Here is a 22713-nt window from a genome sequence, read left to right as displayed (position 1 = left end):
AAAGCGGTGATGGGGCTAAGGGATAGCATGCAGATATACCTCCCCATAGCCGAGGTCTCGGTCAACGCCTTCCTGCTTCTGGGATTGGGCGGGCTCGTGGGCGTGCTTTCGGGCATGTTCGGGGTCGGCGGCGGGTTCCTGATGACGCCGCTTTTGTTCTTCATCGGCATCCCGCCCGCCGTTGCCGTCGCGACCGAGGCCAATCAGATCGTCGCCTCCTCCTTTTCCGGGGTGCTCGCCCATCTCAGGCGAAAGACGGTGGATCTCCGAATGGGCACGGTGCTGCTCATTGGCGGCCTGTGCGGGGCCGCCCTGGGCGTGGTGCTGTTCAACTACCTGAAATCCATGGGTCAGGTCGATCTTCTGGTCAAGCTGTGCTACGTCGTCTTTCTAGGCATCGTCGGTGGCATGATGTTCGTCGAGAGCCTGCGCGCCATTAATAACACCCGGCGCGGGACGGCCCCCAAGCGCAAGAAGCATGGCTGGGTGCACGGGTTGCCGTTCAAGATGCGGTTCCGCACCTCGGGCCTTTATATCTCTGTCATCCCGCCGCTTCTGGTCGGCGTGAGCGTCGGTATCCTCGCCGCGATCATGGGCGTCGGTGGCGGCTTCATCATGGTGCCCGCGATGATCTACCTGCTGGGCATGCCGACCAAGGTGGTGGTGGGCACGTCACTCTTCCAGATCATTTTCGTGACCGCCTTTACCACGATGCTGCACGCAACGACCAACTTTACCGTGGATATCGCGCTTGCCGTGCTGCTGCTGGTGGGCGGCGTGATCGGGGCGCAGTTCGGCACCACCATCGGCACGCGGATGAAGGCCGAACAACTGCGCATTCTGCTGGCGATCATGGTGCTGGTGGTCTGTGGCAAGCTGGCCTTCGATCTGCTGGTGCAGCCTGCGGAACTTTACTCGCTCGGCGCGGGGGGAGGGCATTGATGCTCTGGCGTCTGGCAGCCCTGCTGATCCTCGCCGCCCTGCCCCTGCGCGCTGAAGAAGTGGTCCTGGGCCTGTCGAGCGACAAAGTGGCGATCACCGCGACCTTCGAGGGCTCGGACATCCTGATCTTCGGCGCGGTCAAGCGCGAGGCCCCGATCCCCGAGACACCGCTCGATGTGGTCATCACGGTCTCCGGCCCTTCGCAGCCGGTGCAGGTCCGGCGCAAGGACCGGCAGTTCGGCATCTGGATCAATACCGACATGGTCGATCTCGATGCCGCGCCGAGTTTCTATGCGGTGGCCACCACCGGGCCGCTCGACAAAGTGCTGTCCAGTACCGAGGACCTGCGTCATCGCGTCTCGATCCCGCGCGCGATCCGCTCGGTGGGTGCCGCGAGCATGGCACCCAATGTGGATGTCGAGAATTTCACGGAGGCGCTGATCCGGATCAAGCGCGATCAGGGGGCCTACCAGATGCGCGAAGGGGCGGTAGCCTTTGACGAGCAAACGCTCTTTCGCACGGCCATCGCCCTGCCCGCGAACCTGACCGAAGGGGCCTATCAGACCCGCATCTTCCTGACCCGTGAAGGCCGCGTCGTGTCGCAGTACCAGACCGTGATCGACGTGCGAAAGGTCGGGCTGGAGCGCTGGCTGTTCACCATGTCGCGCGAACAGCCGATGCTCTACGGCCTGATGTCGATTGCCATCGCCATCGCCGCCGGTTGGGCGGCCTCGGCGGCGTTCCAGGTGATGCGGCGAGGCTGAAAAAATACAAGTCCCGGCAGCCCTTCAGGCAGTCGCTCGCTCCGACCGATACCGACGCCATTGCAGCACGATCACCGGCGACCAGAGCAGAAGGCCAAGCGCCATGGTCTGCAGGCCCGGCGCGATGAAAAGCAGCGACACCAGCCCGACCCACCAGCGCTCGGCCCGGGTCATCATCGCCAGGAAATAGCCGGAGAACGCTACGCCCAGCCCGCCGATGCCCAACATCGCGCCCGTGAGGGTGATCGCAAAGGCAGACCAGGTGAACCCTTCGGTCACAATCAGGAGTGCGGGTGAGTAGACGAAGACGAAGGGCACCAGCGCCTTGGCAATCCCGAGGCGAAAGGCGGTGTTGCCGGTGCGGAACGGATTGGCCCCGGCGATCCCTGCCGCCGCATAGGCGGCAAGCGCCACAGGGGGCGTGATATCGGCCAGAACGCCGTAATAGAACACGAAGAAATGCGCGACCAGCGGCTCGACCTGCAACTGCGCGAGCGCCGGGGCAGCGACCGCGACAAGGATGATATAGGTCGCCGTGGTGGGAATCCCCGCCCCCATGATGATGCAGGCAATGGCGATCAGGACAAGCGAGACGAAGAGTGCCCATTGCTGCACCGTGAAGACGCTGAGCGGCCACAGCGCGCTGAGCGTCGTGCCGAGATCGGTGGCGGTCTGCACCACGACATAGCCGAGGCGAAAGCCCACTCCGGTCAGGGTGACGACGCCCACGACCACGCCGACGGTCGCGGCGGCGGCCCCGACGGCCAGCGTGTTGCGCGCGCCATCGGCCAGCGCCTGCCACAGGTCACGCAGGGTCAGCCGGTTGACCGGGTTGAGAAATCCCACCACGACGCAGGCGATGATGCCGTAGACGGCCGCGTAATCAGGCGTCTTGCCGCTGAGGATGAGGTAGACGAGGATCGCGAGAGGAATGATAGACAGCCAGTGTTCGCGCAGCACCAGCCCCGCCTTGGGCAGTTCCTCGGCACGCAGACCGCGCAGGCCCAGCTTGCGGGCCTCCAGATGCACCATGATGAAAATGCCGAAATAATGCAGCAAGGCCGGGAAAAGCGCCGCTGCTAAAATGTCGCGCAGCGGGATTTCCAGGTACTCGACCATGATGAAGGCCGCCGCCCCGAGGATCGGCGGGGTGATCTGGCCACCCGTCGAGGAGGTCGCCTCGACCGCACCGGCGAAATGCGCCGGATAGCCCACCCGTTTCATCGCCGGAATGGTCAGCGCGCCGGTGGTCACGGTATTGGCGATCGAGGAGCCGGAGATCGTGCCCATGAACGCCGAGGAGAAGATCGCCACTTTGGCCGGTCCGCCCGCGTAGCGGCCAGCGATGACCATGGCGAGGTCGATGAAGAGCTGGCCCAGACCGATGCGCGTCGCCAGCACCCCGAAGAGGATGAACAGAAAGACGTATTGCGCCATCACCCCGATGGCGATGCCGTAGATGCCCTGATTGGTCATGTAGAGATGGTTGATCAGCCCGTCCCAACTCGCCCCGCCATGCTTGAGCGCACCGGGTGCCCAGGGGCCGAAGATGGCGAAGCCGACAAACACCAGTGCGATGATCGGCAGGGTCGGCCCGACCGAGCGCCGCGTCGCCTCGAGCGTGAGCATCAACAGCGCGGTGCCCATCAGCACATCGGTCTCGGACGGGTTGCCGACGCGCACCGAGACCACCTCGGGCGGCAGCAGCGGCAGGTAGATCGCCGCCCCCACGGCGAGCAGTGCAAACAGGATGTCGAGCACCGGCACGCCGGAGACACGCAGCCATGCCGGGCCGCCGGGCGCATCGCCGCGCCGCCACGAGAACAGCAGGAACACCAGACCGAGCACGAATGACAGGTGGATGCCCCGGTGCAGCAATTCGCGGATGAGGCCAAAGCCCGACGCGTAGAAATGATAGACCGACATGGCGACCAGGCAGGCCGAGATGAACAGCGCGATGCCACGCCCGGTTGGCCGAAAGGCCAGTTCGGGGTCGTATTTGCGCTCGATCTCGTGCAGCTCTTCGGCTGTCAGTTCGCGATCCGTGTCGGGCTTGGGGCGGGCAGCCATGCTATCGGTTCCGGGATATGACGTGAAAAGAAACCCGGCCACCGTGGGGGTGGCCGGGCCGCGTGTGCTCTATCGCGTGCTCACTTGATGAGCCCGGCTTCCTTGTAGAAACGTTCCGCGCCCTCATGCAGCGGCACGCCGATCCCGCTCAACGCGGTCTCGGGGGTGATGGTCTTGCCCTTGGCGTGTCCCACATCCAGAAGCTTGCGGGAATTGTCGTTCCACAGCGCCTTGGTGATCTCGTAGATCAAATCCGGGTCTTCCTCGGCGGAGGTGAACCACTGCGCACCGACGGCGACGGTCTCGGTTGCCGGAACGCCCTCATAGGTGCCCTCGGGGATAGAGCTTTGCGCGAAGAACCCGTATTCCTCGGTCAGTTGCTCGGCCCCCTCACCCGCGATCGGCACCAGTTTGATATCCTCGGCCGAGGCCAGTTCCACCAGCGAACCGGTTGGATAGCCCGCGACCACGAAGAACGCGTCGATCTTGCCGTTGCGCAGCGCCTCTGAGGCGGCGTTGCCCTTGAGCGCCTCGGCGGTCACGTCATCGACCGACAGCCCGTTTGCCTCGAGAATGAGCCCGGCATCGACATAGGTGCCCGAACCCGGCTCATCCAGCGAGACGCGCTTGCCGGCCAAATCCTTGACCGAATGGATGCCGCTATCGGCAAGGGCCACGAGGTGGATATGCTCTTCGAACAGCGCGGCGATGGTGCGCAGGTTCTCGGCGGGGGGCTGACCCTCCATCGTGCCGGTGCCGGTATAGGCCCAATAGGCCACATCCGACTGGGCAAAGCCAGAATTGCGCAGCCCCGAGACGATGGCGTTCACATTGTCCACCGAGCCGCGCGACGAGACCGCCGAGGCGATCAGCCCGTCGACGCCGCAGCTGCCGCCCTCGTCGCAGGGGCGCGAGCCCGGCGGCTTGGAGATCGCGTTGGCGATGACACCGCCCACCGGATAATAGGTGTAGGCCGTGCCGCCCGTTCCGATGGTGAAAAACTTGAGATCCTGCGCGATCGAAGCCGTCGCGAGACCCGCGACGAGCGCCGCGCCCGCAAGCACGATCCGCGCACCCCTTTTGAAACCGTCCATCTCTATCTCCCTGTTATAGGGGGCGTTTTCAGCCGCGCCCCGGTTTTGACATGGCAAGCCTCCGGCCTGCCCTGCCCGGACGTTATGGGAAGCGATGCGGCATGGCAACATGCCGCAGGGCTGCCCGCGTGATTTGCGGACCGCCCTGCGGCACTGGCCTCTCAGCCGAGGTGATGCACCTCCTGCAACCCGTAGACGGGTGTCGCAATACCCTCCATCCGCGCCTTGAGTTGCAGCGCGAGGAACTGCGAGTAATGCCGCGACTGGTGCAGGTTGCCGCCATGGAACCACAGCGCCTCGGCTTGGGTGGGTTTCCACATATTGCGCTGCTCGCCCTCCCACGGGCCGGGATCCTTGGTGGTGTCCGAGCCAAGCCCCCAGACCTTGCCGACGCGGTCGGCCATCTCCTGCCCCATCAGATCCGCGACCCAGCCATTCATCGAGTTGTAGCCGGTGGCGTAGACGATCAGGTCGGCCTCCAGCTTCTCGCCGGTGTCGAGGATCACACCATCCTCGACCACCTCGGTCACCTGCCCCTTGGCCAGCTTCACCTCGCCGTCGATGATCAGCTGGCTAGCGCCCACGTCAATGTAATAACCCGAGCCACGGCGCAGGTATTTCATGAAGAGGCCAGAGCCGTCATCGCCCCAGTCGAGCCTGAACCCGGCCTTTTCCAGCCCGTCATAGAACTCCTTGTCGCGCTCCTTCATCTGCTCGTAGAGCGGGATCTGGAACTCATGCATGATCCGGTAGGGCAGTGAGGCAAAGATCAAATCGGCCTTTTCCGTGGTCATGCCGCCACGCACCGCCTCTTCGGAATAGAGCGCACCGAGGCCGATATCCATCAGCGTGTCCGAGCGCACGATATGCGTCGACGACCGCTGTACCATGGTCACGTCGGCGTCATGCTCCCAAAGGGCCGCGCAGATGTCATGCGCCGAGTTGTTGGAGCCGATGACGACGCATTTCTTGGCGACATAGGCATCCGGGCCGGGATGCTGCGACGAATGATGCTGCTCACCCTTGAACCTCTCCATGCCCGGAAAATCAGGCATACGCGGCTTGCCCGACATGCCGGTGGCCATGACAAGCTGCTTGGGGCGCAACGTCACCTCTTCGCCATCGCGATCCACCACGATGGTCCATTCGCCGCTGGCGTCGTCATATTGGGCCGATTTCGCCTCGCTGCGGATCCAGTAATTGAGCTCCATCACCTTGGTGTACATTTCCAGCCAGTCACCGATCTTGTCCTTGGGGGCAAAGACCGGCCAGGTGTCGGGAAACTTGATATAGGGCAGATGGTCGTACCAGACCGGATCATGCAGGCAGAGCGACTTGTAGCGCCGCCGCCAGCTGTCGCCGGGGCGGTCGTTTCTTTCCACGATGATCGTCGGCACGCCCAGTTGCCGCAGCCGCGCGCCAAGCGCGATGCCGCCCTGCCCGCCGCCGATGATCACGGTATGGGGCTGTGTCTCGTAGCCAAGCGTCGCGGCCTCATGCTCGCGCTCTTCCTTCCAGGTGGCCTGATTCTTGCCCGCACCATGCTTGGCCCCGAGCGGGCGGTCAAAGCCCTTGGGTTCCTCATGGCCCTTCAACTCGGCCATCGTGGTGAGCAGCGTCCAGATCCGGCCGTCCCTGAGGCGGATGAGACCATAGCCGCGCGCCACCCCGGTCTCGAACTCGATCCAGGCGGTAATCACACCATCGGCCTCGTCGGGCAGTTCGCCTTCGGCAATTTTCCAGCCGCGCGGCTGGGTGGTGGCCAACTGATGGCGCAGCATGTCCTCAACCTGATCCTTGCCCTCCACGGTCTTGAGGTTCCAGGTGAAGCTGACAAGATCGCGCCAGTAGCAATCGTCCTGGAACATGTCGCGCGCGGTAGCGATATCGCCAGCCTCCAGCGCCTTGCCGAAATCGTCCAGAAAGGCCTGGGTCCGGTCTGTCACAGTCGTATCGAGCATGGTCTCCTCCGTTTGTTGCGGTCTCCCGACCCAAGGCTGACACGCGCCAGATGATCCTGACCATGTTTTTGTGGACGGGCGATGTCGAATGCCGCCTGATCGGCCCTACGGCGTTGCACGCGCAACAAGGTGCAACACGCGACACCTCTTGGCTTGATTTCTGCGCGGCAACGCGCTCACATGGGCGTGACAGGATGGAACGCGGTTTGCGTTCCGCCGACGGACACCTACATCTGTCCCATAGCTGACATGCGCGGCGCGCCGCGTTTCATACGAACCAAAGGAGATATTGGCGTGAACCTCCCGATGATATCCGAAACACGAGACCGGGCGACGCCGTTCCGAGCGCTGTGGCTGATGGCGCTCGTGCTGGGCCTGCTTGTGGCGCAGGCCATCGCCGCGCAGGCCCGGCCGGAAAGCTTTGCCGACCTGGCCGACAAAGTCAGCCCCTCGGTTGTCAACATCACAACCTCGACCGTGGTCGAACGCGGCACCGGCCCCGCGCCGATGGTGCCCGAAGGCTCGCCCTTCGAGGATTTCTTCGAACAGTTCCGCGACCGCATGGGAGAGGGTGACCGGCCCCGGCGCTCTTCGGCGCTCGGCTCGGGCTTTGTCATTTCCGAGGACGGCTTCGTGGTGACCAACAACCACGTGATCGAGGCTGCCGACGAAATCAATATCGAGTTCTTCTCGGGCGAGATGCTGCCTGCCGAAGTCGTCGGCACTGATCCCAAGACCGATATCGCGCTGCTCAAGGTCAAGACCGACAAGCCGCTACCCTTCGTCAGTTTCGGGGACAGCGACACTGCGCGCGTCGGTGACTGGGTGCTCGCCATGGGCAACCCGCTCGGTCAGGGTTTTTCGCTCTCGGCGGGTATCGTCTCGGCGCGCAACCGCGCGCTCTCGGGCACCTATGACGACTACATCCAGACCGACGCGGCCATCAACCGGGGCAACTCGGGCGGCCCGCTCTTCAATCTTGAAGGCGAAGTCGTGGGTGTCAACACCGCGATCCTCAGCCCCACCGGCGGCTCGATCGGGATCGGCTTTTCAATGGCGGCGAACGTGGTCAAGCGGGTGGTCGATCAGCTTCAGGAATTCGGCGAGACGCGGCGCGGCTGGCTGGGTGTCCGCATTCAGGACGTGACCGAGGACGTGGCCGAGGCCATGGGGCTCGAGAAAGCCGAAGGCGCTCTTGTCACGGATGTGCCTGAGGGCCCCGCCGAAGAGGCCGGGATGCTCGCCGGTGACGTGATCACATCCTTCGACGGCAAGGAGGTTGCGGATACCCGCAGCCTCGTACGGCAGGTGGGCAACACCGAGGTTGGCAAGACCGTGCGCGTGGTCGTGTTCCGCGATGGCAAGACCACGACGCTCAAGGTTACGCTCGGCCGTCGCGAAGACGCAGAGAGTACCGTGGAGGTTGTACAGCAGGGCGAAGACCCGTCCGATCCGCAGCAGAAGGAAATCTTCGGCCTGACCATCCAGCCGCTTGATGACGAACTGCGTGCACAGCTGGAACTGGACAGCGATGCAACCGGTCTGGTCGTGACGGATGTGGACGAATTGTCCGAGGCCTATGAGAAGGGCCTGCGCGCAGGCGACGTGATCACCGAGGCCGGCCAGCAAAAGATCACCTCGATCAGCGATCTCGAGGGCCGCATCGCCGAGGCACGCGAAGCGGGGCGGAAATCGCTTCTGCTACTGATCCGCCGCGCCGGGGAGCCGCGCTTTGTGGCGCTGTCGCTCGACAACGGCTGACCCTCTTACGGATCAAACGGCAAAGGGGCACCCTCGGCGGTGCCCCTTTTCATGTCCGGACGGACGACACCACGTAATGCAGGCTTCTCACAACCCTCACGATTGGCTATCAAGTCGACGCAAACATATTGGTATCCTGGGGTTTCAGATGAGAGTTTTGCGCGTCGTGTTGATCGGGATCGTCGGTGGTGCGCTCGCGCTCGTCCTTGCGGCGGTTGTCATGGCACCGGAAACCAGACACGCGGCTCCTGTCCCCGAACACTCGACGACGACCGAGACACATGTTGGCACGCTGCTCGAACGGCGGCGCGGCTTGCTCACGCCAGCGATTCCCGATCGGTTCGACTACACCCCCTCCGCCGAGGTCGCGCGGCAAAGCACCCGGCACCAGAGCGACGGGCTGACCTGGCACGCGCTCGTGCCGCCCAGTGGCACGCCGACCCCGGTGGTCGTGCTTCTGCACGGGGCCAACCGCGACGGCCTCTCTATGCTCGACATGTGGCAGCGGGTGGGGCGCACGCGCTCGGTCGTGCTGATCGCTCCGGATGCGCCGGGCAAGACCTGGGCGGCACAGGATATCACGGGAGAGCGGATTTCGGCGATGCTCGACACCATCGCCGAGACGCGTGCCATCGACCGGGATCATGTGTATCTCTTTGGACATTCGGCCGGGGCAAGTTACGCCGCGCTGCTCGTCAATCGCGGGATCGGTCCCTGGCGCGCGGCGGCAGTGCATGGCGGTTATGGGCCCCCTGACCAGTATCGCCCCACGCCCGCGGCACGCCCCCTGCGCATCTATCTCGGCGAGCGCGATCGCGTCTTTTCGGTGGCGGGCGCACAGGCGGCAGCAGAGGCGCTCGCAGCGGCAGGCCATGACACGGAACTGCACCTTATCCCCGATCACACCCATTGGTTCTACGAGATCGGCCCCAACCTCGCCGCCGATGCCTGGGGCTGGTTCGAAAGCCTTGACGATCCGTCCTGAACCGGAGCATCACGTCAGCGCAGGAAAATCCATCAACGCGGTATCCTTGCGCAGATAAAGCGGGTGCTTGGCCGATCCGTCCTTGTTCAGCCCGAGGCATCTGAGCGGGCGGCCGGTCTCGGCAATCGCGCGCAAGGCCTCATCCACCACGCCCGCATAGCGCGCATGCAGCTTGCCATAGGCCATCACCACGCAGTCCGCGTCCTGCGCCATCGCCACCAGCGCGGGGATATTGGCGGGGCTGCACGCCAGCGACGGATCCGGCGGCAGATCGCGCGGCGAGGTGGCCCGCCAATCCAGCACATTGCCCTTGAGATAGCGGGTAAAACCCCAGTCGCGAGCGAACATCAATTCCCGGTGGCAGGTGGGGTCGGATACCTCCGCCCCGGCCACCGACGGGTTCATCCCCACGAAGAGCACCGCGCGCGCCGCCTCTCCCTCGGGCGTCCAGTCGCGGGTCAGCGCTTGCCGATACCGTCCGCACTCGGAGAACGTCGCCCCGCCGATCACCCCGTCGGGCAGGCGCAGCCGCACCTTGCCGCCCGGATCATGCAGGTGGTCGGGGGCGTTTGCGGTCATTGGTTGAATACCCGGCTCGGGTGCAACTCACCTGCCTTGAACCGGCCCACGGCCACCGCGCGCCCGTCCTGCGCGGCCCAGCATTCCTCGCCATACTCCACGTCATTCGCGATCACCATGCCGGGGTTGCCATTGCGCAGCCGTGCCGCGCCCTCTTGCGTGGCGGCGACCATGGGCAGGTCGCTCAGCCCCTCTTCCAAGGGCCGCAGATACGTGTCGAGATCGGGCGACTGCGCCATCGCCTCGATCTGCTCGATGCTCAGCCCGCCTTCGGCCTCGAACGGACCCGACCAGACCCGCCGCAGCGCCACGACATGCCCGTAACACCCAAGCGCCGCGCCCAGATCCCGAGCGACCGAGCGCACGTAACCGCCCTTGCCGCAGACCATTTCCAGCACCGCGTGATCGGCATCCGGCCGGTCGACCAGCAGCAATTCCTCGACCCAGAGCGGGCGCGCAGCGACCTCGAATGTCTCGCCCTCGCGGGCCAGTTTATAAGCACGCTGCCCGTCGATCTTGACGGCGGAATATTGCGGCGGCACCTGCATGATATCGCCGACGAACGCCCCGAGCGCGGCCTTGATCTCTTCATCCGTGGGGCGCGTGTCGCTGCGCGCGATCACCTCACCCTCGGCATCGTCGGTATTGGTGGCCTGCCCCAGCCGGACCGTGAATTCATAGGCCTTGAGCGCATCTGTGATGTAGGGAACAGTCTTGGTCGCCTCGCCAAGCGCCACCGCCAAAACCCCCGTCGCGTCGGGGTCGAGCGTGCCCGCATGGCCCGCCTTTTTCGCCTGAAGCGCCCATTTCACCTTGTTCACCACGCTGGTCGAGGTCATGCCCGCAGGCTTGTCCACCACCAGCCACCCGTTTACGTCGCGCCCCTTGCGTTTGCGTGCCATTTGCGGCCTTTTCCTGCTTCTGAACGAAGCGTAGGGCTAATCCAGCGGGGTCTCGGCGTCAACCACAAGCCCCACCATCGGCCCGAGCGGAAACCCGAGGTCATTGCGGCCCAACCCGGGCGCGTATAGCCGCGACACCTTGCCATCGAAATAGAGCGCCTGATCGACGCCCAGATGATCGCGGAACACCCGCGCGAAGCGATGGAAATTCACCGGATCATCGGAAATCACAAACCACGCCCGGCCATCGGCGGCGGTGCCCACGCCGTTGCGGATATAGCGGCTGTCGCTGTCTGTCAGAAAGCGCGGATGCAGGTCGCCGTCGATCACCAGCATCGGACCGGATTGGCTGGCATAGCGGCAGGTGGGTCGCTCCTGCGCATAGCGCAGCGTCTCGATCACCTGCGCGCGCCCGTCGCTCAAGCAAAACACCCCGTTGGGCAAAAGCCCGAAATTGCCGGGGCCCTCGCGGGTGACAAGCGGCGCGGCTTCTCGCCCCTCTTCGATATAGAGCCCCACGGGGCTGCGGTCCGAATGATACATCCCGGCATTCATCGCAAAGCCGAGCCGCTTGCCCTCGCGCGCAAGCTGTCGGTCGATGCTGGCGAAACTGCCAAGCGGCACGCCGCTCTCGGCGTCATTGAGGAAAAGCCGCAGGTCGGCCGCCGCCTCCACCGCGCAAATGACATAGCCCTGTCCCTCGACCCGTTCCGACCGGCACGCTGCCGCCGCAGGGGCCGCGAGCGAAAGTGCCGCAAGCGCCGTGAAGACCCTAGTCCTCCACATCTCGCCGCACCTCATCCTGCGCGAACAGCCTGCGCGTCTCGTCGATCTGATCGAAGGTCTCATCAAGACGAAAGCGCAGGTCGGGGGTGAACTTGAGCCCTGCCTTGCGCCCGATGATCCGGCGCAACTCCGCCTTGTTGCGGGCCAGCAACTCGATCACCTCGCCCTGCCCGCTGCCACCCAATGGCATGACATAGGCGGTCGCGATCTTGAGGTCGGGAGAGGTGCGCACCTCGCCCACGGTGACCGACAGGCGGTTGAGATCGGGATCGTGGATATCACCACGCATCAGCACATCCGACAGGGTCCTGCGGATAAGTTCTCCGACGCGAAGCTGACGTTGCGAGGGGCCGGACCCATCGTGGAATTTGTTCTTGGCCATGCGTTGCATCTAATCGTAGTGCCCGCGCATTCCAAGCGCGGATTGCGGGGACTCGGCAAAATCCCTCACGCCGCCCCCGCCCGCCGCACCCGCGAAATGCCCCGCATGTCTGGTCCGGCGCGCCGCAGAAGAACCGAGAGCCGCGCAAAGCTGTTGGCGATGCCTTTCCTCTCGGGATCGGCGAGAAAGGCGTCGAGTTCGGGCCAGATCCGCACTGCCTGATCGAGATCGGGGTCGCTGCCCTCGACATAAAGCCCGGCCCGGATCATCGTCTCCGACCGGGCATACCGCCCGAGCAGCCCGCGTGCCTGCGCCAGAAGTGCGTTCTCGTCATCGCTTGCCGCCCCGGGCAGGCTACGCGAGACCGAGCGCAGCAGGTCGATGGCAGGGAAGCGCCCGCGCTCGGCGATCTGCCGGTCAAGCACGACATGCCCATCGAGCACGCCGCGCAGGATGTCCGCGACCGGCTCCTCCATGTCGGAGCCCGCCACGAGAACGGTCAGAAGTGCTGTGATGTCGCCCGCGCTGCCCGCGTCGCCCGGCCCTGCCCGCTCGCACAATGACATGATGGTATGCGCTGTGGAGGCCGGAAATCCGCGCAGCGCCGGCAATTCCCCGGCCGCGGTGGCAATCTCGCGATGCGCCTCGGCAAAGCGGGTCACCGAATCGGCAAGGAACAAGACCTGCTTGCCCGCATCGCGGAAATGCTCCGCGACCGCCATCGCCGTCCAGGCACAACGGCGGCGCATCAGCGGCGAGCGATCCGAGGTCGCCGCGACGATCACCGCGCGCGCCATCCCCTCGGGGCCCAGCACGTCGCGCACGAATTCGCCAAGTTCGCGCCCGCGCTCGCCGATCAGCGCGACGACCACGACATCGGCCTGCATATACCGCGCGAGGTGACCCAGAAGCATGGATTTGCCAACCCCCGACCCGGCGAAGAGCCCGATCCGCTGCCCGCGCACCACCGGCAAGAAGGTGTTGAACACTGCCATGCCAGTCTCCAGCCGCGCGCCGAGCGCCCGGCGGCGCGGGGGCGCAGGCGGGTCGGCGCGGACCGGGCGCGTCTGCCCCCCGCGCAGCAGCGGGCGACCGTCGAGCGGCTGACCGTAGGGGTCGATCACCCGTCCGATCCAGCCCGCCGAAGGGGCGATGATGGCCGCGCCGAGCAAGGTCACCCGGTCGCCGAGCGCCACGCCCTCCGCCGCCTCTTCGGGCAGAACCAGCACCGCCACTTGTTGCAGTTGCAGCACCTCGCCATGCAACACCGCCCCGGCCCTAGTCTGGATCCGCACCCGATCGCCAAGCCGCGCCGCCCGGGACAGGCCCGAGACATGCAGCGCGCCGCCCTGCACCGCCGTCACGCGGCCGATCGGATGCGTGGCGCTGAGCGCCGAGAGTTCTGCCCTGAGGCCCTCAAGCTGATTTCCGGTCATCCGTGCGCTCCAATCATGATCTGAAAACAATTTCTAAAGGAATCAGGGTTAAGCCTTGGTTGAAGCCAATCGAGGGAGACGCCCCGATGTTTGAAAATCTCGACATCTTTCGAATGTCGCACGCGATGGCCCGCCATGCCGGTGCGCGTCAGGCCGTGGTCGCGCAGAACCTGGCCAATGCCGACACGCCCGGCTACGCCGCCCGCGACATCGCGCCATTTACCGCGCTCTATGAAACCGGGGGCCGCGGCGAGGCACCCCGCGCGACGCGGCCCGGGCATCTGCTCGGCGGCGGACGGGGCGGGTTCGAGCTTTTCACCGACGAGGCGGCGACGCGCGATCCCAACGGCAATTCCGTGTCGCTGGAAACCGAAATGCTGCGCGCCATCGACGTGCAACGTCAGCATGACCGTGCGCTCGCCATCTACCGCTCGTCGCTGACCGTGCTGCGCACTGCATTGGGACGCGGATAAGGAGGATTAGAATGAGCGAATTTTCCAAAGCCCTCTCGGTGTCGTCCAGCGGCCTACAGGCACAGGCCCGGCGGCTGCAGCATGTCTCCGAGAACATCGCCAATGCCGACACGCCCGGCTACCGGCGCAAGACCGTCGCCTTCGAGACCGCGCTCGGCCCGCGCGACGCGGTCGGCACGGTCGAGACCGGGCCGGTGCGCCTCGATCGAAGCGACTTGCAGCGGGTCTATGACCCCGGCCATCCGCTCGCCGACGAAAGCGGGCATTTCGACGGCTCCAATGTCGACCTGATGATCGAGATCGCGGACGCCCGCGAGGCGCAGCGCAGCTACGAGGCCAATCTCAAGATGTTCGATCAGACACGGCAAATGTCGTCGCGCCTGATGGAACTGCTACGACGCTAACCCGCAAAACAGGAGATCCAGAATGGATATCAGCGCAATCAACGCCGCGCGGCAATACGCGGCCACCCGACCGGCCACCGAACCCGAGCCGCAGGCGGCCGGTGCCGCTTTCCAAGGGCTCGCCCGCGATTTCGCCGCGACACTGCAACAAAGCGAGGATCTCGCCCAGGCGTCGATGACCGGCGGCGCGGATCCGCATGCGCTCGTGCAGGCGCTCGCCCAGACCGAGCTTGCGGTCGAGGCGGCGGTCACGGTGCGCGACCGCGTGGTCGAGGCCTATCAGGAAATCCTGCGGATGCCGGTCTAGGCCGATGCTGGATGAGGTTCTCTTTTTCGACACGCTGCGCGAGGGGCTTTGGGTCTCGGTGATCATCTCCTTCCCGATCCTCGCCGTGGCGCTTGTCGCCGGGCTTCTGGTCGGTCTCTTTCAGGCGCTGACCTCGATCCAGGAACTGACCCTCACCTTCGTGCCGAAACTCGGTGCCATCGTCGTGGTGTTCTGGCTGACCATGGGATTCATGACCCAGACACTGGTGACATTCTTTCAGGACCGGCTCGTGCCGATGATCACAGGAGGCTGACCATGGAAGCCGCAGGCTATACCACCCTGACCCGCCAGACCGGGCTGATGCGCGAGATGCAGATCATCGCCAACAACATCGCCAATGCCGCGACCACCGGCTTTCGGCAAGAGGGGCTGGTGTTCTCAGAATATGTCCGGCGCACGGCGGATGACACCTCGGTGTCGATGGCGCAGGGCAATGTGCGCAGCCTCTCCAGCCTGCAAGGCCCGCTTAACCATACCGGCGGACCGCTCGACATGGCAATCGAGGGCGATGGGTTCTTCCTGATCGAGACCCCGGCGGGCGAACGGCTGACCCGGGCGGGCAGCTTCTCGCTCTCGGCGGCGGGCGATCTGGTCACCGGCGACGGGTTCCGCCTGCTCGATGCGGGCGGGGCGCCGGTCTTCGTGCCGCCAGATGCGACCGGTCTGGGACTCGCGCCCGATGGCACGCTCAGCTCCGACGGGCGTCCGCTGGCGCAGATCGGCCTCGTGCGCCCCGCCGAAGCGGCCGTGCTGCTTCGCGAGGACGGGGTGATGTTCCGCGCCGAAGGCGGCTTTGAGCCCGAGCCGAATGCCCGCATTCTGCAAGGCTTCATCGAAGGCTCCAACGTCGATCCGATCGGCCAGATCGCGCGCATGGTCGAAGTGCAGCGCGCCTACGAGATGGGCCAGAGCTTTCTCGAGTCCGAAAATGAGCGGGTGATGAACGCGCTCGACTCCTTCATTCGCTGACCCTGAAAGGATCACCCGATGCGTATTCTCAAGATCGCCGCGACCGGCATGGCCGCCCAGCAGATGCGGGTGGAGACGATTTCCAACAATCTCGCCAACATGTCGACCACCGGCTACAACGCGCGCCGCGCCGAATTCGCCGATCTGCATTATCAGCAACTGACCCGCGCCGGCACGATCAACGCCGCCGATGGCACGGTCCTGCCCACCGGCGTGCAACTCGGCCTCGGCGTGCGCCCCTCGGCAATCTCGGTCGATCTCGCACAGGGGCCGCTGAGCGCGACCGGCGGCGATCTCGACCTTGCGATCGAGGGGCTGGGCTATCTCGAGGTGACCTTGCCCTCGGGCCAGTCGGGCTATACCCGCGACGGCGCGCTCAAACGCTCGGCGGACGGGCTGATCGTGAATTCCGAAGGCTACCCGGTCGCCCCCGAGGTCACCATTCCCGAAGACGCGCGCAGCATCTCGATCAATGCCGAGGGTGAGGTCTTCGCCTTCTTTCAGGACGAGGCCGAGGCGCAGTCCATCGGCCAGCTAAACCTCGTCGGCTTCAGCAATGCCAAGGGGCTCGAGGCGATAGGCAGCAATCTCTTCATCGAGACCGAGGCGTCGGGGCCACCCAATGTGACGACCGCAGGCCAGGACGGTCTCGGAACCCTGCGGCAGGGCTATCTCGAGGACAGTTCCGTCGATCCGGTGCGCGAGATCACCGAGCTGATCGAGGCGCAGCGCGGCTACGAGCTGAATTCCAAGGTGATCACCGCCGCCGACCAGATGCTCGCCGCGACGACACAGGTGCGCTGATGCTCCGCGCGCTGATCCTGCTTTTTTGCGTCGCGGGCCCTGCCCTCGCCGATGTGATCGTGCCCACCCGCACGATCCGCGCGCAGGAGATCATCGGCCCCGGCGATCTGCTGCTCAGGCCCGGCGAGGGGGCAGGCACCATCACGCTCGCTGATCTGATCGGCATGGAGGCGCGGGTCGCGCTTTATCCGGGGCGCCCGGTGCAGGCCCATCACGTGCAACCGCCCACGCTGATCGAGCGCAACCAGATCGTGCCGCTGATCTATGCCCATGGCGGCCTGCAAATCCTGACAGAGGGTCGTGTGCTGTCGCGGGCGGGGGCGGGCGAATATGTACGTGTGATGAATCTGGTCTCGCGCGCCACGGTCACGGGGCGCGTGACGGAAGATGGCCGGATTGCGGTATCGCGATGAACCGAAGGGAAAGCACAGCCATGTTCCGGACATTCACCCTGATCGTCACCACCTGCGCGCTCGGTGCCTGCGCGCGCCTCGACCATATCGGCAAGGCACCTGATTTCACCTCGACCATGGACTCGCGCGAGCAGCTCGCTATGTTCAACCCGGGCCTTCCCCGGCACGCGCAGGATTCTGCCCTGCTGGAGCGCGCCTCGCTCTGGAGTGGCGATCGTCAGTCGCTTCTCGGCGACCGGCGCGCCGCGACGCGAGGCGACATCCTGACCGTGGTGATCGAACTGGACGAGGAGGCGGAGATTTCCAACACCACCGAACGCTCGCGCAGCGGCTCGGAAGACCTGGGTATCCCGGATTTCTTCGGTCTGCCGCAACGCATCAATCGCAGCCTGCCCGAAGGCGCGAGCCTTGATCGGGCGGTCGGCATCAATTCCTCCAGCCAGTCGGGCGGCGACGGCTCGGTCAGCCGCAGCGAGGAAATCACCCTGCGCGTGGCCGCCACGGTGACGCAGGTGCTGCCCAACGGCGTGCTGGAAATTCAGGGCTCTCAGGAAGTACGGGTGAATTTCGAACTGCGCGAGCTTCTGGTCACCGGCTTCGTGCGGCCCGAAGATATCTCGCGGCAGAACGAGATCACCTATGACAAGATTGCCGCGGCGCGCATCTCCTATGGCGGGCGCGGCCAGATCACCGATGTCCAGCAACCGCGGATCGGCCAGCAGGTGCTGGACGCGATCCTGCCCTTCTGACCCCGGCAACGGAGACCGACCCGATGATGCGCATGCTTTTGCCCCTTCTCCTCGCCCTCCTCGGAACCGGCGGCGGCATCGCGGCGGGGCTTGTCCTGCGCCCCGCCCCGCAGGACCAGACCGCCGTGGAACAGACACAGGACAGCGCGTCGGAAACGGACGGGCCCGACACCGCAACCGATCATGCCGAAGAGCCAGCGGGCGACAGCGAATTCGTCAAGCTCAACAATCAGTTCGTCATCCCCGTGGTCAACGAGGACCGGATCGGCGCGATGGTCGTGCTGTCGCTCAGCCTCGAGGTCCCCAGCGGTCAGACGCAGACGGTCTATGCGCGCGAGCCCAAGCTGCGCGACGGGTTTCTCCAGGTTCTGTTCGATCACGCCAATATGGGGGGCTTCGACGGCGAATTCACCGGCGCGGACAGAATGGATGCCTTGCGCCGGTCGCTGCGTGACGTGGCCACGCGCGTTCTGGGCGAGGTCGCCCGCGATGTGCTGATCACCGAGATCGCCCGCCAGGACGTGTGAGCCGCTCAGCCGCTGCCGCCACGGTCTCGCAGCAGCGACAGCCGGGCGAGGGTCGCACTCTCATGCGCCAGCCGCGCCCGCGCATCGGCCTCTCGCGCCTCGGCGCGCAGCTGGCGCATAGCCTCCGCCTTGCCGAACCCCGTGCGCAGCTTGCGCAGCGCACCGGCCTTGCGCACCAGAACGCGTGCCAGCTCTTGCTGCAACTGCGCCCGGTTGCGCCCGACCCATCCCTGCCACAGAACATCCCCGCCGATCCGCCGCAACCCGTCGAGATCGGCCTCGGGCAGCGCTCGGTTGGCCTGATGGTGCGCCGAGAGCCGGGCCAGTTCCTGCCGGAGCCGGGTCTCGTCACGCAGAATGTCCTGCGCGCGTGCCAACTCGGCCTGGTAGAGCGCCTCCGTCACCTCGGCCAGATCGTCGAGCACCGCACGGCTCATGCTCGGTGCCCCGCCTTGCGCCGCATCGCCTCGGCAAAACGGATCGCGGCGGCGACGGCGCGGTAATGCGCCGGATCGATCTCTTCGCCGATCTCGGTCCCGGCATGCAGGGCGCGCGCCGTGGGCGGATCGCTATGCACCGGCACGCCATGCTCGAAGGCCAGGTCGCGGATCGCATGCGCCATGTGATCGACGCCCTTGGCCACGCAGACCGGTGCCGAGCCGGGCGCACGGCTCCACTTCAGCGCCACCGCGTAATGGGTCGGGTTCACGATCACCACGTCGGCCTTCGGCACATCCGCCATCATCCGGTTGCCCGCGATCTGCATGGCTTTCTGTCGCCGTTTCTGCTTCATGTGCGGATCGCCCTCGTGCTGCTTGTGCTCGTCGCGCAGCTCCTTGTGCGACATCATCTGCTTGCGGCGGTGATCGTAATGCTGCCAGAGGTAATCCACCGCGCCTATGGCGAGCGCGATGAGCAGCACCACCAGCAGGAATTCCAGCGTCATCTGTGCCATCAGCGCGCCGATGATCCGGGGCTCGCCATGCAGGGCACCGGCCATTTCGGGCAGCCGCCGGGTCAGATAGACCCCGAGCAGGACGCCGTAGAGCAACAGTTTCACCGCGCTCTTGGCGAACTCGAAAATCCCGCTCAGCCCGTATTTGTTGCGCGCGTTCGCGACCGGGTCGATCCGAGAGAATTTCGGCTCCAGCCGGGAGGGGGCAAAGACCAGGCTGCGCTGCGCGAGCACCGACAGCAGCGCCACGATGCCGGGCAGCACGAACCAGATCGCGAGCGCCGCGATCAGCCCCCACAAGGCGCCGCCAAGCGCCGCGCCCCCGCCGCCACCATCAGCCGCGAAAACCAGTTCGGCGAGCCGTTCCGGCCGGTCGAGAAAGGACATCAGAAGTGAACTCGTATCGGTGATCGAGGCCCCTCCCGCCGCCAGTGCCGCAAGCACGAACCCACCATAGGATCCGGCAGTGTTGAGATCGGCCGAGCGGGCCAGCTCACCTTTCTTGCGCGCCTCGTCGAGCTTGTGCTGCGTGGGTTCGTGGGTCTTGTCGGCGTCGTCCTCCGCCCCCTGCATCAGCCGCCTCCCACGGGATCGGCGAGAAAGCTCTGCAACGCCTCGACCCAGATCGCGAGCATGGTGGGCGCAACCAGCATCAGCAGGAACAATCCCGCCCCGGTGATCGCGGGCGCGCCGACAAAGACAACCATCAGCTGCGGCATCGCGCGATTGATGATACCGAGTGTCAGGTTGTAAAGCATCGAGGCGATCACGAAGGGCGCCGCCAGGGTGAAGGCAAAGCCGAACGCATGCGCCACCCGCCCGACCCCCCATTGCGCGACCTCGGCCCCCGCAAGCCCCTCAGCCAGAGGAAAGGTCCGATAGCTCAGCACGACCATTTCCGCCACACGCACATGCAGATCGAGGATCATCGCAAGCGCGACCGCGCCGCTGACGAGCACATGCCCCATGGCCGGCATCGGGGTGATGCTGGCATTGCCGAGGATCTGCGACAGCGAGGTGGATTGTGCCGCGATGGAGCCCGCGGTCTGCAAGGCGAGCACGAAAAGCCGAACGCCGATGCCGAGCAAGAGGCCGATGCCGGTCTCGATCAGAACCAGCCGGACGAGGGAAACCGCGCCCCGATCAGGGCCCGCCATGCCGGGCACGACCGCCGCCGCAACCACCACCGTGAGCGCGAGCGCAAGGCCCAGCTTGATCCGGATCGGCACGGAACGCTCACCAAGGCCCGGAAAGAGCGCGATCAGCGGCGCGACCCGCAGAAAGACAATGAAATGCAGGATCAGGATGTCCCTTGACAGCGCGATCAGGTCCGCAAGCCCGCTCATGCCGCCACCACGCCCACCAGCGCAGGCCGCGCATCGAGCCCGATTTCCTCGAATGACAGTACCGGCACGCTGACATGCTTGGCCGCGAGCGCCGTTTGCAGAAAGCGCCGCCGTTGCGTCGAGGTGACCACGGCTGGCGAAATGCCCTGTTCGGCGGCGCGGCTGACCTCTGCTCCGATGGCGTCGGTCAAGCTGTTGAAAAGTTCGGGCGGCAGCGCCACGTCGCGCCGCCCCTTGTCGCCCTCGACCTGGTACCCGGCAAAGGTGTCCTCCCATTCCGGGGCCAGTTGGATCAGCGGCAGCGTCCCGTCCGGGCGCTGCAACTCGGCCACGATCTGGAAGCCGAGGCGCTGGCGCACATGTTCGCAGATGGCATCGGGGTTGGGCAGGATCTGACGCCCTTCCGCCGTGGCCTCGATGATCAGCGGCAGGTTGCGGATCGAGACCCGTTCGGCCAGCAACAGGCGCAGCACCGCATGCAGCAGGTCGGGCGTGATCCGGTCGGGGATGGTCTCCTCGATCAGCTTGCGATTTGCCTCGGCGCGGGCGCGGTCGGTGAGGTTGACCATCTCGTCTAGCAGGCGGCGCATGGCCTTGAGCGTGAGCAACCGGCTGAGGTTGCGCCGGATCACCTCGAGCAGATGGGTGGCGAGCACTTCGGTTGGCGCGACCAGTGTCACACCATCCAGTTCCGCCGCATCGCGCTCCGCCGCCGAAATCCAGCGCGCCGGGGTGCCATAGACCGGCTCGGTGACCGTTTCCCCGGGCGGCAATGCCGGATGACGATCCGGATCGAGCGCGAGCACCGCCTCGGGACGCAGCGTGCCACGGGCCTGTTCGGCCCCATGCACTCGGATCGCGTACCCTCCCATGGGCAGCCCGGACTCGTCCGTCAGGCGGATTTCCGGCAGGATCACCCCATATTGCGTGGCCGTATAGCGGCGCATGTTGGCGATCCTAGCATCGAGCCCGAGCCCCGGATCAAGCACCATGTTCACGAGATCAGGTGCAAACTCGACGTGGATATCGTCCAACTCAAGCAGATCGCCCATCGACATCTGCGGCGTGTGCGGCGCAATTTCTTCGGAAAGCACCGCATCCACCGCGCTCTTGCCGCGACGCAGACTCAGCATCGCCGTCAGCCCGAGGATGGCCGCGCCCAGGATGAACGGCACGAAGGGCAGGCCCGGCACCAGCGCGAAAAGTCCCATCAGCACCGCCACGGTGGCAAGCGCCGAGGGGTGTCGGCCAAGCTGAACGGAGATCGCCGTATCGGTGGCCCCGAGCGTACCTCCGCGGGCCAGCATCAGGGCCGAGGCTATCGAGATGACAACCGCCGGGATTTGCGTTACCAGCCCGTCCCCCACGGTCAGGATCGTGTAGGTCTCGAACGCCTCGCCTACCGGCATGTCATGCACCACCGTCCCCATGATCAGGCCCATGACGAGGTTGAGCAGCGTGATCAGCAGCCCGGCGACGGCATCGCCCTTGACAAATTTCGACGCCCCGTCGAGTGATCCGAAAAACGTGGTTTCCTGCTGTTCGCGCTCGCGCCTTTCGCGGGCCTCTTCATGGGTGATCGCACCCGCAGACATGTCGCTGTCGATGGCCATCTGCTTGCCCGGCATGCCATCAAGCGCGAACCGCGCACCTACCTCGGCCATACGTGCCGCGCCCTTGGTGATGACCATGAAATTCACGATCAAGAGCACGCCGAACACGACAAGACCAAGAAAGGCGCTGCCACCCATGATGAAATCGGCAAATCCCCGGATCACCTCGCCCGCTGCGGCAGTGCCGGTATGCCCCTGGCCGATGATCAGCTTGGTCGAGGAGACATTGAGCGACAGCCGCAGCATGAGCGACGCAAGCAGGATCGTCGGGAAGGCCGAGAAATCCAGCGGGCGTTCAATGAAGAGCGTGATCGTGAAGATCAGGATGGCCAGCGCGAAGGACAGGGCGAGACCGACGTCAAGAATCCATGGCGGCATCGGCAGGATCATCATCACAATGATCGCCATGAGCGCGAGCGCCAGCATCACGGTCGGCTGGAAGAGGTTGGCGACGGACAGCGATTTCATCG

The 22713-nt window shown here is 65.4% G+C and carries 26 protein-coding genes; 14 read left to right on the top strand and 12 right to left on the bottom strand.

The features are described from left to right. Nucleotides 1-27: 27 nt before the first annotated feature. Both ACSSV4_RS10840 and ACSSV4_RS10835 read left to right on the top strand, forming a co-directional pair. A complete protein-coding gene (locus tag ACSSV4_RS10840; protein ID WP_454275163.1) occupies nt 28-942 on the top strand; it encodes a sulfite exporter TauE/SafE family protein in 915 nt (304 codons plus the stop codon). Then, complete coding sequence (locus ACSSV4_RS10835) at nt 942-1706, top strand: TIGR02186 family protein (protein ID WP_454275162.1); 765 nt, start codon at nt 942-944, stop codon at nt 1704-1706. The genes ACSSV4_RS10840 and ACSSV4_RS10835 overlap by 1 nt, the downstream gene beginning before the upstream one ends. A gap of 24 nt (nt 1707-1730) precedes the next feature. Here ACSSV4_RS10835 and ACSSV4_RS10830 read toward each other — a convergent pair whose 3' ends face one another. From ACSSV4_RS10830 to ACSSV4_RS10820, 3 genes are all read right to left on the bottom strand, one after another. Then, on the bottom strand, nt 1731-3776 hold the full coding sequence (locus ACSSV4_RS10830; RefSeq protein ID WP_454275161.1) for a TRAP transporter permease: 2046 nt from the start codon (nt 3774-3776) through the stop codon (nt 1731-1733). A gap of 80 nt (nt 3777-3856) precedes the next feature. Then, complete coding sequence (locus ACSSV4_RS10825) at nt 3857-4870, bottom strand: TAXI family TRAP transporter solute-binding subunit (RefSeq protein WP_454275160.1); 1014 nt, start codon at nt 4868-4870, stop codon at nt 3857-3859. 161 nt (nt 4871-5031) lie between these two features. Then, on the bottom strand, nt 5032-6831 hold the full coding sequence (locus ACSSV4_RS10820; RefSeq protein ID WP_454275159.1) for an NAD(P)-binding domain-containing protein: 1800 nt from the start codon (nt 6829-6831) through the stop codon (nt 5032-5034). Between the two features lie 50 nt (nt 6832-6881). Between ACSSV4_RS10820 and ACSSV4_RS10815 the strand changes: the two genes are divergently transcribed. The 3 genes from ACSSV4_RS10815 to ACSSV4_RS10805 all read left to right on the top strand — a co-directional run bounded on the left by ACSSV4_RS10815 (nt 6882) and on the right by ACSSV4_RS10805 (nt 9577). After that, nucleotides 6882-7079: a hypothetical protein gene (locus ACSSV4_RS10815; protein ID WP_454275158.1), complete on the top strand. Its 198-nt coding sequence runs from the start codon at nt 6882-6884 to the stop codon at nt 7077-7079. A 109-nt stretch (nt 7080-7188) separates the two neighbouring features. Beyond that, complete coding sequence (locus ACSSV4_RS10810; protein WP_454275312.1) at nt 7189-8592, top strand: DegQ family serine endoprotease; 1404 nt, start codon at nt 7189-7191, stop codon at nt 8590-8592. Between the two features lie 148 nt (nt 8593-8740). After that, the gene (locus ACSSV4_RS10805) at nt 8741-9577 is read left to right on the top strand and encodes an alpha/beta hydrolase (protein ID WP_454275157.1); all 837 of its coding nucleotides are present in this window, start codon (nt 8741-8743) and stop codon (nt 9575-9577) included. A 9-nt stretch (nt 9578-9586) separates the two neighbouring features. Here ACSSV4_RS10805 and ACSSV4_RS10800 read toward each other — a convergent pair whose 3' ends face one another. The 5 genes from ACSSV4_RS10800 to ACSSV4_RS10780 form a co-directional block, all read right to left on the bottom strand. Then, on the bottom strand, nt 9587-10156 hold the full coding sequence (locus ACSSV4_RS10800; RefSeq protein ID WP_454275156.1) for a DUF1643 domain-containing protein: 570 nt from the start codon (nt 10154-10156) through the stop codon (nt 9587-9589). Then, the gene (gene truB / locus ACSSV4_RS10795; RefSeq protein WP_454275155.1) at nt 10153-11058 is read right to left on the bottom strand and encodes a tRNA pseudouridine(55) synthase TruB; all 906 of its coding nucleotides are present in this window, start codon (nt 11056-11058) and stop codon (nt 10153-10155) included. Before truB ends, ACSSV4_RS10800 begins: the two co-directional genes overlap by 4 nt. 36 nt (nt 11059-11094) lie before the next feature. After that, a complete protein-coding gene (locus ACSSV4_RS10790) occupies nt 11095-11844 on the bottom strand; it encodes a phosphodiester glycosidase family protein (RefSeq protein ID WP_454275154.1) in 750 nt (249 codons plus the stop codon). Next, nucleotides 11831-12226 (bottom strand): 30S ribosome-binding factor RbfA, encoded by a 396-nt coding sequence (rbfA, locus tag ACSSV4_RS10785; RefSeq protein ID WP_454275153.1) that lies wholly within the window; start codon nt 12224-12226, stop codon nt 11831-11833. The genes ACSSV4_RS10790 and rbfA overlap by 14 nt, the downstream gene beginning before the upstream one ends. A 65-nt stretch (nt 12227-12291) precedes the next feature. After that, entirely contained in the window at nt 12292-13662 is a 1371-nt protein-coding gene (locus ACSSV4_RS10780) for a FliI/YscN family ATPase (RefSeq protein ID WP_454275152.1), read from the bottom strand. A gap of 86 nt (nt 13663-13748) precedes the next feature. On the opposite strand from ACSSV4_RS10780, the gene ACSSV4_RS10775 reads away from it, so the two are divergent. Genes ACSSV4_RS10775 through ACSSV4_RS10735 form a run of 9 tightly spaced genes read left to right on the top strand, consistent with a single transcriptional unit; the run spans nt 13749 to nt 18329 of the window. Next, the gene (locus tag ACSSV4_RS10775) at nt 13749-14135 is read left to right on the top strand and encodes a FlgB family protein (protein ID WP_454275151.1); all 387 of its coding nucleotides are present in this window, start codon (nt 13749-13751) and stop codon (nt 14133-14135) included. 11 nt (nt 14136-14146) lie between these two features. Further along, nucleotides 14147-14539: a flagellar basal body rod protein FlgC gene (gene flgC / locus ACSSV4_RS10770; RefSeq protein WP_454275150.1), complete on the top strand. Its 393-nt coding sequence runs from the start codon at nt 14147-14149 to the stop codon at nt 14537-14539. A gap of 22 nt (nt 14540-14561) precedes the next feature. Further along, complete coding sequence (gene fliE / locus ACSSV4_RS10765; RefSeq protein WP_454275149.1) at nt 14562-14846, top strand: flagellar hook-basal body complex protein FliE; 285 nt, start codon at nt 14562-14564, stop codon at nt 14844-14846. Nucleotides 14847-14850: 4 nt separating this feature from the next. Next, the gene (locus ACSSV4_RS10760; protein WP_080458237.1) at nt 14851-15120 is read left to right on the top strand and encodes a flagellar biosynthetic protein FliQ; all 270 of its coding nucleotides are present in this window, start codon (nt 14851-14853) and stop codon (nt 15118-15120) included. Between the two features lie 2 nt (nt 15121-15122). Beyond that, a complete protein-coding gene (locus tag ACSSV4_RS10755; RefSeq protein ID WP_454275148.1) occupies nt 15123-15836 on the top strand; it encodes a flagellar hook-basal body complex protein in 714 nt (237 codons plus the stop codon). Nucleotides 15837-15854: 18 nt separating this feature from the next. Further along, nucleotides 15855-16640: a flagellar basal-body rod protein FlgG gene (flgG, locus tag ACSSV4_RS10750; RefSeq protein ID WP_454275147.1), complete on the top strand. Its 786-nt coding sequence runs from the start codon at nt 15855-15857 to the stop codon at nt 16638-16640. After that, nucleotides 16640-17053 (top strand): flagellar basal body P-ring formation chaperone FlgA, encoded by a 414-nt coding sequence (flgA, locus tag ACSSV4_RS10745; RefSeq protein ID WP_454275146.1) that lies wholly within the window; start codon nt 16640-16642, stop codon nt 17051-17053. The genes flgG and flgA overlap by 1 nt, the downstream gene beginning before the upstream one ends. Before the next feature lie 20 nt (nt 17054-17073). Further along, nucleotides 17074-17802, top strand: a complete 729-nt coding sequence (flgH, locus tag ACSSV4_RS10740) for a flagellar basal body L-ring protein FlgH (RefSeq protein ID WP_454275145.1) — start codon at nt 17074-17076, stop codon at nt 17800-17802. Nucleotides 17803-17828: 26 nt separating this feature from the next. Then, the gene (locus tag ACSSV4_RS10735; protein ID WP_454275311.1) at nt 17829-18329 is read left to right on the top strand and encodes a flagellar basal body-associated FliL family protein; all 501 of its coding nucleotides are present in this window, start codon (nt 17829-17831) and stop codon (nt 18327-18329) included. A gap of 5 nt (nt 18330-18334) precedes the next feature. On the opposite strand, the gene ACSSV4_RS10730 is transcribed toward ACSSV4_RS10735, so the two are convergent. The 4 genes from ACSSV4_RS10730 to flhA are packed head-to-tail and all read right to left on the bottom strand — an operon-like array spanning nt 18335 to nt 22711. Continuing rightward, entirely contained in the window at nt 18335-18766 is a 432-nt protein-coding gene (locus tag ACSSV4_RS10730) for a hypothetical protein (protein WP_454275144.1), read from the bottom strand. Further along, the gene (locus tag ACSSV4_RS10725) at nt 18763-19857 is read right to left on the bottom strand and encodes an EscU/YscU/HrcU family type III secretion system export apparatus switch protein (protein WP_454275143.1); all 1095 of its coding nucleotides are present in this window, start codon (nt 19855-19857) and stop codon (nt 18763-18765) included. Before ACSSV4_RS10725 ends, ACSSV4_RS10730 begins: the two co-directional genes overlap by 4 nt. After that, nucleotides 19857-20630 carry a flagellar biosynthetic protein FliR gene (locus tag ACSSV4_RS10720; protein WP_454275142.1) on the bottom strand — a complete coding sequence of 258 codons (774 nt, stop codon included), beginning with the start codon at nt 20628-20630 and terminating at the stop codon, nt 19857-19859. Before ACSSV4_RS10720 ends, ACSSV4_RS10725 begins: the two co-directional genes overlap by 1 nt. Beyond that, a complete protein-coding gene (flhA, locus tag ACSSV4_RS10715) occupies nt 20627-22711 on the bottom strand; it encodes a flagellar biosynthesis protein FlhA (RefSeq protein ID WP_454275141.1) in 2085 nt (694 codons plus the stop codon). Before flhA ends, ACSSV4_RS10720 begins: the two co-directional genes overlap by 4 nt. Nucleotides 22712-22713: the final 2 nt, after the last annotated feature.

Source organism: Roseovarius sp. MBR-154 (assembly GCF_053628595.1).
The sequence above is the reverse complement of the archived record's forward strand: the minus strand, read 5'-3'. Positions and strand labels throughout refer to the sequence as shown.